Genomic DNA, 12,280 nt, shown 5'->3' on the forward strand with positions numbered 1-12,280 from the left:
CACGGCACCGTGCGCAACTACCTGTCCGAGTGCATCGGCAAGCTGGGCGTGGCCAACCGCATCGAGGCCCATCGCCTGGCCCGCCAGAAAGGCTGGCTATAACCGCAGGAGCGGCTTCGGCCGCGAAGCCGGGAATGCCTGCGTCATCCGACGACACTGGCTTCGCGACCAAGGCCGCCCCTACGAGATTCAATGCGGCTTGCCGCGCGCCATCGCCTGGAACACGCCGTCGCGGCGCACCCACAGGTGGAACAGCGCCGCCGACAGATGCCCGAGCACGGTGGCGAACAACACGTAGGCCAGCAGGCTGTGCGCGTTGCGCAGCGCGGCGTACAGGGCCGGATCGTGCGGGGCGATCGGTGGCAGGTTCAGGCCCGACCACATCACGATCGGGTAACCACCCGCCGACAGCATCGACCAGCCGATCAACGGCATCGCCAGCATCAACCCGTACAACAGCCAATGCGAAGCATGCGCGGCGGCGGCCTGCCACGCCGGCAGGTCGGCCGGCAGCGGTGGCGGCCGGTGGCGCAGGCGGTTGTACAGGCGCACCAGCACCAGCAACAGGATCGCGATGCCGAGTGGGCGGTGCAGGTCGATCAGCACCGGGCGCCAATGCAGCGAGGCGACCATGCTCACGCCGACGAACACCATGGTCAGGATCATCGCCGCCATCAGCCAGTGCAGGACGCGGGCGGTGAGATTGAAGTGGCCTGCATCGCGGCTCATCGTGCACCTTCCTTGCCGGTGGCGTCGGCTGCCTTGCCGCTGGCGATCTCGCGCTCGCGGCGGTTGAATGACTGCGAATACACCGCCGAGCGCGCGGCCAGGATCGGGTCATCGGAACCCTTGATGCCACGCGGCAGGATCAACGGGTCGTAGTTGAGGTCGCGGCAGGCACCGTCGGCCTGCGCCTGCATCGAGGTCAGGCTGAGCGTGCCGACCTTGACCTGGCGGCGCTGCCCGGGCCACACCTGCGAGGGATCATCGACCGGGTCGCCGGCCTCGGCCAGGGTCACCCACATGTCCCAGCGCACCGGGCCCTGCGCCAGCCGTTGCTGGAATTCGTCGGCCAGGTAATCCAGCCCGGCCTGCGCGCGTTGTTCCGGCGTCATCTCCACGAACGGTGCCTGTGGGCGCATGCTCCAGCGCACGAAGTGCTCGCTGCCGTCGGCGGCGATGAAGCGGAAGCTGTTGACCCCGTTGTAGTCGGTGTTGGCCCAGCTGTTGGACCACGGCGCGGTCCTGGCCCACTGCCCGAACGCACGTGCCGACGGGTACTTCGCCTGCACCGCGGCCATCTTCGCCGGGTCCGGTTTGCCGGTGGCCGGATCGGGGATGCCGGCGCGGGTCTGTTCGAGGAAGGCCTCGGGCGTGGGCACGGCGAAGAACGGGAAGCTGTTCATCGCGGTGCGCCATTCCTGCCCGTCATCGCTGATCAGCTGCAACGCCATGCTGCGAACGCGCGCGTTGGCGTCGGCGCCGTGCGGGTCACCACCGCCGATCGACAGGCGGCCCAGCACCGGCACCTGCGCTTGCGCGAACACGCGGGCCGAACTCAGTGCCGCGCCTTCCGGCGTGCCCTGGAAGGTGCCTTGCACGCACATGCCCTTGGCATGCGCACGGCGGAAGCCCGGATGCGCCGGCCCGGTGGCTTCGATGCTGTCAGTGAAGGCCTGGGCGGTGGCGCGGTCGCGGCCGATCCAGCCGGCCAGCCAGGCGAAGGCCAGTGCCAGCAGGCCGACGATCAACGCGATCAGCGCGATCCATGGCAGCGGCGAACGGGCGGCGCGGGTATTGCCGAAAAGCGACATGACGGAGTTCCTGCCTTCACGATGCGTGTGGGTGGGCGACGCAGGGATGCTGTCAGAAAATCCGTCGGGCGAATATTCACTTTTTCGCCAACATTTGCCAAAACGACGGATCCCCGCCGAGGCGGGGATCCGTGGGCTCAACCGAAGGCCGGGTAATGCCCGGCTCCAGCTCAGGCGTAGCGCGCCTTCAGCATCGCCCAGGCCGAGCGCAGGGCCAAGGCTTCGCCGCCGGCCGGACGGCCCGGGCGTTCGCCGTCGTTCCAGGCATACACGTCCAGGTGCGCCCACACCTGGCCGTCGTTGATGAAGCGCTCCAGGTACAACGCGGCGGTGACCGAGCCGGCCATGCGCGAGCCGGAATTGGCCAGGTCGGCGATGCCGCTGTTGAGGTAGCGCAGGTAGGGGCGCCACAGCGGCATGCGCCACAGCGGGTCGCGCGTGGCGTCGCCGGCCTGCAGCCACTGGTTGGCCAGCGTGTCGTTGTTGGAGAACAGCGCCGGCAGGTCCGGGCCCAGCGCGATGCGGGCCGCACCGGTGAGCGTGGCGAAATCGATGATTGCCTCCGGCTGCTGCTCGCTGGCGTAGGTCAGCGCGTCGCACAGAATCAGGCGGCCTTCGGCGTCGGTGTTGTCGATCTCCACGGTGATGCCCTTGCGCGTGGTGATCACCTCGCCAGGACGGAAGGCATCCGGGCCCACCGCGTTCTCCACCGCCGGCACCACCAGCGTCAGCCGCACCGGCAGCTGCTGCGCCATCACCAGCCCGGCCAGCGCCAGTGCGTGCGCGGCGCCGCCCATGTCCTTCTTCATGTTGCGCATGCCGTCGGCCGGCTTCAGGTCCAGCCCACCGGTGTCGAAGCACACGCCCTTGCCGACCAGCGCCAGGTGCGGCGCATCGTCCTTGCCCCAGCGCAGCACGATCAGGCGAGGCGCCCGGTGCGAGGCGCGGCCGACGGCGTGGATGGTCGGGAAGTTCATTTCCAGCAGTTCGTCGCCGGCGATCACTTCCAGCGTGCCGCCGTGGGCGTCGGCCAGTTCGCGCGCGGCGTCTTCCAGCTGCTGCGGGCCCATGTCCTCGGTGGGCGTGTTGACCCAGTCACGCACGCGCAGGCAGGCGGTGACCACGTCCAGCACTTCCTGCGCGGGGCTGGCGACCAGCTGTGCCGGCGCGCGCGCCGGCTTGCGGTAGCGTGCGAAGCGGTAGCTGCCCAGGCCCCAGCCGAGCTGCAGGGTGGTGATGCTGGCCGCATCCAGTTCATTGGCCAGCTGCCAGGTGGTGCCGGCCGGCAGTGCGAACGGGCCATGCGCGTAGGCATAGGCATCGGCGCGGTCACCCACGCCCAGCACCGCGCCGGCGATGCCGTTGCTGCCCGGCAGCAGGGCCACGCTGTTGGCCGCGGCGTTGAACTGCTGGCTGGCCAGCCAGGCCTGCACGGCGGGCGGCTGGGTGGCCGCCCATGCAGCGAAGCCGTCGCGGTCGAGCACGTACAGCGGCAGGGCGTTGGCGATGTCGGTAGTGAAGCCGTTGATCGGGGTCATGTCTGTCTCGTATCGGATGGCGGCCGTCGGCTCAGCGCGGCGTGGATGCGTTGGCATCCAGCCAGTCGGCCAGTCCGGTCAGGGTGTCGAACTGCAGGTCCGGCTGCAGTTCCTGATGGGTCCATGCGTGTGCTTCGCGGTTGATCCAGCAGCCGCGCAGGCCCGCGCGCATCGCGCCGGCCACGTCCATCTCGGCGTGGTCGCCCACGTGCAGCACCTGCGCATGCGCCACGCCCAGCCTCTGGCAGGCCGCGTGGAAGATGCCGGGGTCCGGCTTGGCCGCGCCGAACTCGCGCGAGCCCAGCTGGAAGGCGAACAACTCGCCGATGCCGATGCGCTGCAGGTCGGCGTTGCCGTTGCTGACCGCCGCCACCGGCACGCGCGCGGCGATGCGGCGCAGCGCCTCCAGCGCGTCGGGGTAGAAGGTCACCTGGTTGCGCGCCGCGTAGAACGCCTCGTAGGCCGGCTCCAGCAGCGCCGGGCTGGCCCCGCTGTTCTCCAGCGCTTCGGCCAAGGTCAGCCGCCGCAGGGCGCTCAGGTCGTAGTGCAGGTGCGGGTTGTCGCGGAACGAACGCTCGCGCAGTTCGCGCATGGCCGCCACCGGATACATCGCTGCGGTGGCGGGGCTGTGCTCGAGCATCCAGTCGTGCAGCACCTGGTCGATGCGCGCGCCGATGGGCGCGAAGGGCCAGAGTGTGTCGTCCAGGTCGAGGGTGATGGCTAGGACAGGAAAGTTCACCGCGCCATTTTACGGCAAGCCCGCCGCGCTGGCCCTCACGGCTTCAGGCTATTCGAGCAGCCGCGCCCAGCCCTGCATGCCGTCCACGCGGCTGAGCACCAGCTTCACGCAGACCAGCAGCGGCACGGCCAGCAGCAGGCCGACGATGCCCCACAGCCAGCCGAACAGCATCAGCGCCAGGATCAGCATCAACGGCGAGATCGCCATGCTGCGGCCCAGCACGATGGGCGTGACCAGCTGCCCCTCCAAGGTGTGCAGGGCCAGGTAGCTCAGCGCCGGCAGGCAGGCGGTGAGCGGGTCGTCGAACATCACGAAGCCCACCAGCAGCATCAGCGCGATACCGATCAGCGGGCCCACGTAGGGGGCGAAGTTGAGCAGCGCCGCCACCGTGCCCCACAGCAGTGCCTCGGACAGCCCGATGCCCAGCAGCATCAGCACGCCGGACAGCACCAGCCCCAGGGCGATGTTGATGACGGTGATGGTCAGCACGTAGCGCGAGATCTCCCGCTCCATCGACCGCAGGATGTCGGCGGTGAAGCGCTTCTGCTGGCGGTTGGGCAGCAGGTCGATCACGTGCCGCTGCAGGCTCTGCCCGTAGATCATGAAGAACAGCGTCAGCAGCACCACCGCCAGCGCCGAGGCGGCCAGCTTGGGGGTGCGCACCAGTGCCTTGTACGGGTCATCGAGCTGGGTGCGGACCACTTGCACCTTGCGATTGCCTTCGCCGCCGGCGGCACGGGCAAAGCTCTCGGCGGCCTGGTTGGCCTGCTGCACCGGCTTGACCAGCGCCTGTACCTGGCGCGAGATCTGCCGCATCTGCTGCGGGGCCTGCTGTACCCACTCGGTGGCCGGCCCGGCCAGCTGCACCGCCAGCGCCACGCTGCCGGCCAGGCCGAGCAGCAGCACCAGCAGCGCGGCCAGGAAGCGTGGCAGGCGCAGCTTCTGCAGCAGGCGGATGATGGGGTTGCCGACCAACGCCAGGAACGCGGCCAGCAGCACCGGCAGGATCACCGTCTGTGCCGCCCACAGCGTGTAGCCGACGGCCAGCGTGGCCAGTACCACCAGGGCGGTGGAGGCACGCGGGCGTGGCGGCAGCGGCGCGGGGGCCGCCGGTTGCGGTGACGGCTCGGACAGGGGCTCGGACATGCAGGCGACGCTCCGGCAGACGGAAGGGCGCGGCGTGAGGCCGGGCCCGGGTCAGGATTCTGACAGTTCCGTCGCGGCTTCGGCGGGCCCGGGTTGGGCCGCGTTGCGCGGGCGGGTCGGTGCCGGCTCGGCGCCCGCCGGTTCGGCGGTTTCGTCGGCGGCCTGCTCGGCCTCGTCGGCGGCATCGGACGCCTGCGCGGCGGCCATGCCTGCCGCCGCCGCGGCGAACGAGGCCACCGATGCCTGCGCCGAAGCGACCAGCCCGGAGACCGAGCCGATCATCTGCAGCCAGCGGGCACCGCTGAACGCACCGCCGGGTTCCAGCTTGCCGGCCAGGAAGCCGCCGGCCAGGCCGACCACGACGATGCGGCCCGGCGTCCACGCGCTGCGCCAGGCCTGGTTGAGTGCATCCCAGCGCTGCGTGGTCTCCTCGCCGCGGACCTGCACCACGGCTTCGGCGCGGCGCACGCGACGCTGCAGGGCTTCGAACTTCATGGCGTGTTCTCCCCCGGTACCTTCACGTCGGCATCCGGATCCTCGTCGCTGGGCTCGTCGAACAGGCCCATGCGCGAAAGCTGGCGGCGGGTGGCGTGCATGCCGGTGTGGTGGAAGAAGTAGGACACCCGCCAGATGGCGTAGCCGGTGACGAGGAGGCTGGCCAGGGTGGGTATCAGCAGCGCGACGAACAGCGACAGCCCCAGGTACTGCAGCAGGGCCACCAGCGTGGCCGCCAGCAGCAGCCACGCCGAGGCGCCGAAAACGATCGCCACGCCGCTCCAGGCCAGCGCCCGGCCGAACGCGCTGCGGGCCAATGCCAGGTCGGCCGAGGCCAACCGTCGCAGTGAGCGCAGCGTGTCCGACGCCGAATCCAGCGTCTGCCGGCCGGCGGCGCCGACCTGGCGGATGCTTTCTTCCAGCCCCGGCTTGGGATCCGGGGTGGGCTGTTCTTCCGGTGGCGGTGTTGCGGCTTCGCTCACGCCGGTCAGTCGTTGCTGCGGGCGAGCTTGGCGATGATCCAGCCGGCGGCGAAGGCCACGCCGAAGGAGGCCAGCGGACGCTCGCGGATCAGGTCGGCGGCGCTGTCGATCAGGTCCTTGCCCTTGTCCATCAGTGCATCGACCTGTTCCTTGGCGGCGGCACCGCCCAGTTCGGCGGCGGCCAGGCCGGACAGCGCGCTGTCGGACAGCTCGGCCTTCATGTTGGCCTTGCCAAGGCGCAGTTCGTCGGCGGCGGCACCGGTGGCGCCCTTGACGGCCGAACCGGCGGCGGCGGCGGCGGACTTCAGGTGTGCGCCAGCCTCGCCCAGGTGTTCCTTCATGTTCTCGGTATTGGTGGGGCTCATCGTGATCTCCTGGTTTCAGCGGGTGCGCCGGCGTGCGGCGCGCGGGTTGCAGCAGATAGCAACAAATAACAGTACTGCGGTGTAAGGAACGTTACGCCGGGCCAAACCGGCCTCACGCCGGCATCATCGCATCAACAACTGGCCGCCCCCGTTGCCGCGGCGCACGCTCAGCACCAGCTGCTGCGGGCGCGGGCTGAAGCTGGCGCGCCAGCTGGCCAGGTCGGTGAATTCGCCGCTGCTGGCGGCCACGATCACATCGCCGCTGGCCAGCCCGGACTGCGCCGCGCGGCTGCCGCGCGCCACGTCACTGACCAGCACGCCGTTGAGGCCGGACTGGCGCAGCGACTCGGGCAGGTCGGCGAAGGTGGCGCCGGACAGGCGCGGGTCGAGCATGTCGCCGGTGAGCGCGCGCGGTTGTTCCTTCAGCGTGGCCTTGAGCTGCAGCGGCTTGCCGTCGCGGCGGATGTCCAGGTCCACGGTGCGGCCGACCGTTGAGAGGCCTTCGAAGTTGTGTAGCGCCTGCGCGTTGTCCACGCGCTGGCCGTTGATCGACAGCACCACGTCGCCGGCCTTGAGCCCGGCCGCGGCCGCGCCGGAACCGGCCAGCACGCGCGTGACCAGCGCACCGCGGGCTTCGGCCAGGCCCAGACCCTGGGCAATCTGCGGGGTCAGGTTCTGGGTTTCCACGCCCAGCGTGCCGCGCACCACCACGCCCTTGGTGACCAGCTGCTCGACCACGTCGCGCGCCAGGTTGGACGGAATGGCCAGGCCCAGGCCGATGTTGCCGGCCATGCTGCCCTGCGGGTTGAAGCTGGCGGTGTTGATGCCGACCAGCTGGCCGGCCAGGTTGACCAGCGCGCCGCCGGAGTTGCCCGGGTTGATCGAGGCGTCGGTCTGGATGAAGTTCTGGTAGCCCAGCCCGCGGATGCCGCTGCGGCCCACCGCCGAGACGATGCCCGAGGTGACGGTCTGGCTGAAGCCGAACGGGTTGCCGATGGCGACCACGAAGTCACCCACGCGCAGCTGGTCGCTGTTGCCCAGCGGCAGCGCGGTGAGCTTCTCGGCCGGGATGCGGATCAGCGCGATGTCGGTGTCCGGGTCCGAGCCGATGAACTCGGCCTGCACGGTGCGGCCGTCGGCCAGGGTCACGCGCACGTCGTCGGCGTTGTCGATGACGTGGTGGTTGGTCAGCACCAGGCCCTTGGCCGCGTCGATGATCACGCCCGAGCCCAGCGACTCGTTGATGCGCTCCTGCGGCACCTGCGGGAACAGGCGGCGGAAGAACGGGTCGTCGAAGAACGGGTTGCGCACCCGCACCACCTGCTTGGTGTTGACGCTGACCACCGCCGGCATGGCCTGTTCCAGCATGGGCGCCAGCGACGGCACCGGTTGGCCGGCGACCGAGGCCGGCAGGGCGGCGGTGGCGGGTACCACGCTGGCGACGGGGGTGGCCGCGTCGGCGCGGTTGTCCAGGTGGGCGTTGATGGCGGTGGCGGTGAAGCCGCCGAAGGCGGCGGCCAGGGCCAGGGTCAGCAGGGTCGGGATCGGTCGCATAAGCCGGGAGGTTCCATGCAGGGGCGCCGGAGGGCGGCCCGGGGTGGGACGGATTGCTGAACAGGAGTGTGGCCGCAGGCGCCTAAATCAACAATGAAATTTTCTGCATCGCCGCAATCGCAGGGCCGGTGCGGGCTGCACGGATTGCAATAGTCCAGATGCATATTTTTCGTTTGACAACACCCCGGCGGTGGGTAAGCTTGGTCGGGCCATCAGCCACTAGATGTTGGGTTGGTGTGAAAAACGTCCCCAAGCAGTAGGGTTAGTGCTCGGGGTGCAAGCACCCCAACGGAAGGCGTGCAATGACCGCGACAGTGATGCAGAACACCGGCAGTCCCCGGCTCGATCCCATCCCGCCAGCAGGCGCGTAAGCACGCGCCTGCGCGTCGTCGTCGTTGCAGCCCGGCCCGCCGGGGTAAAGAACAAACGCACCGCAAGGTGCCCCAGGAGAGTTTCCACAATCATGAGTACGGTGCGTCTGGAAGTGGTCAGCAATCAAACCAAGTCGGACCTGATTCCCCTGCAACCTGCCTCGCAGGACATCTGGGAGAAGAAGTACCGCCTCACGACCAAGGCAGGCGAAGCGCTGGATGCGGACATCGATGGCACCTACAAGCGCGTGGCCCGTGCCCTGGCCGACGCCGAAGCCACCGACGAGAAGCGCGCCTACTGGTATGAGCGCTTCGCCTGGGCGCTGCGCCGCGGCGCGATCCCGGCCGGCCGCATCACCTCCAATGCCGGTGCGCAGGAACACAAGCCGGCCACCAGCACCATCAACTGCACCGTCTCGGGCACCATCACCGACTCGATGGACGGCATCCTGGAGAAGGTCCACGAGGCCGGCCTGACCCTGAAGGCCGGCTGCGGCATCGGCTATGAGTTCAGCACCCTGCGTCCGCGCGGTGCGTTCGTCGCCGGCGCCGGCGCCTACACCTCCGGGCCGATGTCCTTCATGGATATCTACGACAAGATGTGCTTCACCGTGTCCTCGGCCGGTGGCCGTCGCGGCGCGCAGATGGGCACCTTCGACGTGTCGCACCCGGACGTGAAGGACTTCATCCGCGCCAAGCGCGAGGACGGCCGCCTGCGCCAGTTCAACCTGTCGCTGCTGATCACCGACGGCTTCATGGACGCGGTCAACAACGACGCCGACTGGCCGCTGGTGTTCCCGATCAACATCAAGGAACAGGCCGAGGTCGACCAGAACGCCGCCGACGTGGTCTGGCGCGAGTGGCCGACCCACGAGAACTACATCGTGCGCGACGACGGCCTGGTGGCCTGCAAGGTGTACGGGCACATCCGCGCCCGCCACCTGTGGGACATGATCATGGTCTCCACCTACGACTACGCCGAGCCGGGCTTCATCCTGATCGACCGCGTCAACGAGATGAACAACAACTGGTGGTGCGAGAACATCCGCGCCACCAACCCGTGCGGCGAGCAGCCGCTGCCGCCGTACGGCGCCTGCCTGCTGGGCTCGGTCAACCTGACCAAGTTCGTGCGCGACCCGTTCACCGACAAGGCCTCCTTCGACTGGGACGAGTACAAGGAAGTGGTGCGTGTGTTCACCCGCATGCTGGACAACGTGGTCGAGGTCAACGGCCTGCCGCTGGAGCAGCAGCGCAACGAGATCATGCGCAAGCGCCGCCACGGCATGGGCTTCCTGGGCCTGGGCAGCACCATGACCATGCTGCGGATGAAGTACGGCTCGCCGGAATCGTGCGAGTTCACCGAAGCCATTGCCCGCGACATGGCCGTGGCCGGCTGGGAAACCGGCCTGGAGCTGGCCCGCGAGAAGGGCGCCGCCCCGATCATGGACGAGCAGTTCGACGTCACCGCCGCGATGCTGCGCCAGCGCCCGGAAATGAAGAAGGACGGCTGGAAGGTCGGCCAGAAGATCGCCGGCAAGGTGCTGCACGCCCGCTACAGCCGCTACATGCAGCGCGTGGCCACGGTGGCGCCGGCGTTGGTGGAGGAACTGGCCACGGTGGGTTCGCGCTTCACCCACCACAGCTCCATCGCCCCGACCGGCACCATCAGCCTGTCGCTGGCCAACAACGCTTCCAACGGCATCGAGCCCTCGTTCGCGCACCACTACAGCCGCAACGTGATCCGCGAAGGCAAGAAGTCCAAGGAAAAGGTGGACGTGTTCTCCTTCGAGCTGCTGGCCTACCGCGCGCTGGTCAACCCGCAGGCCATGCCGTTCAGCGATGACGCCGCCGCGCAGCTGCCGGAGTACTTCATCAGCGCCGACGACATATCGCCCAAGGAGCACGTGGACGTGCAGGCCGCCGCCCAGAAGTGGGTGGACAGCTCGATCTCCAAGACCGCCAACGTACCGACCGATTACCCGTACGAGCAGTTCAAGGACATCTACCGCTACGCCCACGCCCAGGGCCTGAAGGGCTGCACCACGTTCCGCTTCAACCCGGCCGCCTTCCAGGGCGTGCTGGTCAAGGAGACGGACCTGGAGAACACCACCTACCGCTTCGAGCTGGAAGACGGCCAGGTGGTGGAGGTCAAGGGCAACGAGCAGATCGAGTACGACGGCGAGATGCATACCGCCGCCAACCTGTTCGATGCCCTCAAGGAAGGCTATTACGGCAAGTTCTAAGAGCCTTCGCCGTCGCCCCGTGTTCCGGCGCGGGGCGGCAGACGGTGGTCGCCGCCACCGGGTTGTTGCGCGTTTGTTCCCCGTTGCATTCGCTTCGATATAGCATCGCCCGCATGACAGACCCGATGCCCTGAGGAGGGCTCTATGAGCAATGGTAATGGTGTGACGGCGACCGTTTCGCAGGTGGCCGAGAACGTGAAGGAAACCGCCGTCCACGTGGGCGACTCGATCGCCGCCACCGCCAGCGACGCCGTCGCCGCGGTCAAGGCCGGCGCGCAGAAGGCCGAGGCCGGTGCCAAGAAGCAGGTGGCCAAGGTCAAGAAGGCCGTGAAGAAGGCGGAGAAGGTCGTCGCCAAGAAGGCCGCCGCCGCCAGGAAGGAAGTGAAGAAGACCGTCGGCTCGGTGCGCAAGAAGCTGGAGACCGCCAAGGCCAATGCCCAGGCCGAAGCCGCCGAGCTGAAGAAGAAGGGCGCCGGCAAGCGCGCCGCGACCAAGAAGGCCATCGCCAAGGTCGAGAAGAAGGCCGCCACCAAGGTGGCCTCGGCCAAGAAGACGGTCAAGGCTGCCGAGAAGAAGGTCGCCAAGGCCGTGGGCAAGAAGGCTGCCGCGGTGAAGAAGTCGGTCAAGGCCACCGAGAAGAAGGTTGCCAAGGCCGTCACCGGCAAGACCGCCGCCGCCAGGAAGGCGGTGAAGAAGGTCGAGAAGAAGGCCGCCAAGAAGGTCGCCGCGGTCAAGAAGTCGGTCAAGGCCGTCGAGAAGAAGGTGGTCAAGAAGGCCGCCGTCGCCAAGAAGACCGCGAACAAGAAAGTCGCTTCGGCCAAGAAGACCGTCGCCAGGAAGGCCACCGCCGTGAAGAAGGCGGTCAAGAAGGCCACCCGCAAGTAATCGCCGCACCGCGCCCCCCGTCCCAGCCGGGACGGGGAAGGCGCCGTAATCCGTACGCAACGCATAACCAGGACTCGCACCATGGCCGTCAAGATCGACAAGAAAATCAAGGGCTATTCCGTCATCACCCCGGACGACAAGGCGCGCGAAGCCGCGGCCAAGGCGGTCCCGGTCGCGGCGCCCCAGGACGAGTCCCCGGCCGACAACATCGTGCACATGCACGAGCGCATCGAGCGCCCGGAAGTGCTGATCGGCAGCACCTACAAGATCAAGTCGCCGCTGGTGGAGCACGCCTTCTACGTGACCATCAACGACATCGTGCTCAACCAGGGCACCGAGCACGAACTGCGCCGTCCATTCGAGATCTTCATCAACTCCAAGTCGATGGAGCATTTCCAGTGGATCGTGGCGCTGACCCGCATCATGTCGGCTGTGTTCCGCAAGGGCGGCGACGTGACCTTCATCGTCGACGAGATGAAGGCCGTGTTCGACCCGAAGGGTGGTTACTTCAAGGCCGGCGGCGTGTACATGCCGTCGCTGGTGGCCGAGCTGGGCTCGATCGTCGAAGACCACATGAAGGCCATCGGCCTGCTGCACGACCCGGAAATGAGCGCCCACCAGCGCGCCCTGATCGCCGAGAAGCGCAAG

At 68.4% G+C, this 12,280-nt stretch carries 12 protein-coding genes and 1 pseudogene; 4 read left to right on the forward strand and 9 right to left on the reverse strand.

The window, feature by feature from the left end:
* A pseudogene (locus tag VA603_RS12275) lies at window positions 1–102 on the forward strand (DNA-binding response regulator); the annotation flags it as partial.
* 87 nt (window positions 103–189) lie between these two features.
* Here the strand turns inward: VA603_RS12275 and VA603_RS12280 are convergent.
* The 9 genes from VA603_RS12280 to VA603_RS12320 all read right to left on the reverse strand — a co-directional run bounded on the left by VA603_RS12280 (window position 190) and on the right by VA603_RS12320 (window position 8,133).
* Window positions 190–729, reverse strand: a complete 540-nt coding sequence (locus VA603_RS12280) for a cytochrome b (RefSeq protein ID WP_323439014.1) — start codon at window positions 727–729, stop codon at window positions 190–192.
* A complete protein-coding gene (locus VA603_RS12285) occupies window positions 726–1,814 on the reverse strand; it encodes a catalase family peroxidase (protein ID WP_323439015.1) in 1,089 nt (362 codons plus the stop codon). Before VA603_RS12285 ends, VA603_RS12280 begins: the two co-directional genes overlap by 4 nt.
* 170 nt (window positions 1,815–1,984) lie before the next feature.
* Window positions 1,985–3,352 (reverse strand): leucyl aminopeptidase family protein, encoded by a 1,368-nt coding sequence (locus VA603_RS12290; protein WP_323439016.1) that lies wholly within the window; start codon window positions 3,350–3,352, stop codon window positions 1,985–1,987.
* Between the two features lie 31 nt (window positions 3,353–3,383).
* Window positions 3,384–4,091, reverse strand: a complete 708-nt coding sequence (locus VA603_RS12295) for an HAD family hydrolase (RefSeq protein WP_192286903.1) — start codon at window positions 4,089–4,091, stop codon at window positions 3,384–3,386.
* Between the two features lie 48 nt (window positions 4,092–4,139).
* A complete protein-coding gene (locus tag VA603_RS12300) occupies window positions 4,140–5,237 on the reverse strand; it encodes an AI-2E family transporter (RefSeq protein ID WP_323439017.1) in 1,098 nt (365 codons plus the stop codon).
* A gap of 51 nt (window positions 5,238–5,288) precedes the next feature.
* Window positions 5,289–5,732, reverse strand: coding sequence for a protein sip-5 (locus tag VA603_RS12305; RefSeq protein WP_323439018.1), 444 nt, complete (start codon window positions 5,730–5,732; stop codon window positions 5,289–5,291).
* Window positions 5,729–6,214 (reverse strand): phage holin family protein, encoded by a 486-nt coding sequence (locus VA603_RS12310; protein ID WP_132863181.1) that lies wholly within the window; start codon window positions 6,212–6,214, stop codon window positions 5,729–5,731. Before VA603_RS12310 ends, VA603_RS12305 begins: the two co-directional genes overlap by 4 nt.
* 5 nt (window positions 6,215–6,219) lie before the next feature.
* Entirely contained in the window at window positions 6,220–6,579 is a 360-nt protein-coding gene (locus tag VA603_RS12315) for a hypothetical protein (protein WP_132863182.1), read from the reverse strand.
* A 123-nt stretch (window positions 6,580–6,702) separates the two neighbouring features.
* Window positions 6,703–8,133, reverse strand: coding sequence for a Do family serine endopeptidase (locus VA603_RS12320; RefSeq protein ID WP_132863183.1), 1,431 nt, complete (start codon window positions 8,131–8,133; stop codon window positions 6,703–6,705).
* A 463-nt stretch (window positions 8,134–8,596) separates the two neighbouring features.
* Between VA603_RS12320 and VA603_RS12325 the strand changes: the two genes are divergently transcribed.
* The 3 genes from VA603_RS12325 to VA603_RS12335 form a co-directional block, all read left to right on the forward strand.
* The gene (locus tag VA603_RS12325) at window positions 8,597–10,747 is read left to right on the forward strand and encodes an adenosylcobalamin-dependent ribonucleoside-diphosphate reductase (protein WP_132863184.1); all 2,151 of its coding nucleotides are present in this window, start codon (window positions 8,597–8,599) and stop codon (window positions 10,745–10,747) included.
* 144 nt (window positions 10,748–10,891) lie between these two features.
* Window positions 10,892–11,632 (forward strand): hypothetical protein, encoded by a 741-nt coding sequence (locus tag VA603_RS12330; RefSeq protein ID WP_323439019.1) that lies wholly within the window; start codon window positions 10,892–10,894, stop codon window positions 11,630–11,632.
* A gap of 81 nt (window positions 11,633–11,713) precedes the next feature.
* The coding region (locus VA603_RS12335; RefSeq protein ID WP_323439020.1) for a TSCPD domain-containing protein at window positions 11,714–12,280 on the forward strand (567 nt) is incomplete at its 3' end.

Source organism: Stenotrophomonas capsici, assembly GCF_034961085.1.
GTDB lineage: Bacteria > Pseudomonadota > Gammaproteobacteria > Xanthomonadales > Xanthomonadaceae > Stenotrophomonas > Stenotrophomonas capsici.

Excerpts from the sequence above, each read along its gene's own strand:
- VA603_RS12280 (WP_323439014.1), bottom strand. The coding sequence starts at position 729 with ATGAGCCGCGATGCAGGCCACTTCAATCTCACCGCCCGCGTCCTGCAC.
- VA603_RS12285 (WP_323439015.1), bottom strand. The coding sequence starts at position 1,814 with ATGTCGCTTTTCGGCAATACCCGCGCCGCCCGTTCGCCGCTGCCATGG.
- VA603_RS12290 (WP_323439016.1), bottom strand. The coding sequence starts at position 3,352 with ATGACCCCGATCAACGGCTTCACTACCGACATCGCCAACGCCCTGCCG.
- VA603_RS12300 (WP_323439017.1), bottom strand. The coding sequence starts at position 5,237 with ATGTCCGAGCCCCTGTCCGAGCCGTCACCGCAACCGGCGGCCCCCGCG.
- VA603_RS12305 (WP_323439018.1), bottom strand. The coding sequence starts at position 5,732 with ATGAAGTTCGAAGCCCTGCAGCGTCGCGTGCGCCGCGCCGAAGCCGTG.
- VA603_RS12315 (WP_132863182.1), bottom strand. The coding sequence starts at position 6,579 with ATGAGCCCCACCAATACCGAGAACATGAAGGAACACCTGGGCGAGGCT.
- VA603_RS12320 (WP_132863183.1), bottom strand. The coding sequence starts at position 8,133 with ATGCGACCGATCCCGACCCTGCTGACCCTGGCCCTGGCCGCCGCCTTC.
- VA603_RS12325 (WP_132863184.1), top strand. The coding sequence starts at position 8,597 with ATGAGTACGGTGCGTCTGGAAGTGGTCAGCAATCAAACCAAGTCGGAC.
- VA603_RS12330 (WP_323439019.1), top strand. The coding sequence starts at position 10,892 with ATGAGCAATGGTAATGGTGTGACGGCGACCGTTTCGCAGGTGGCCGAG.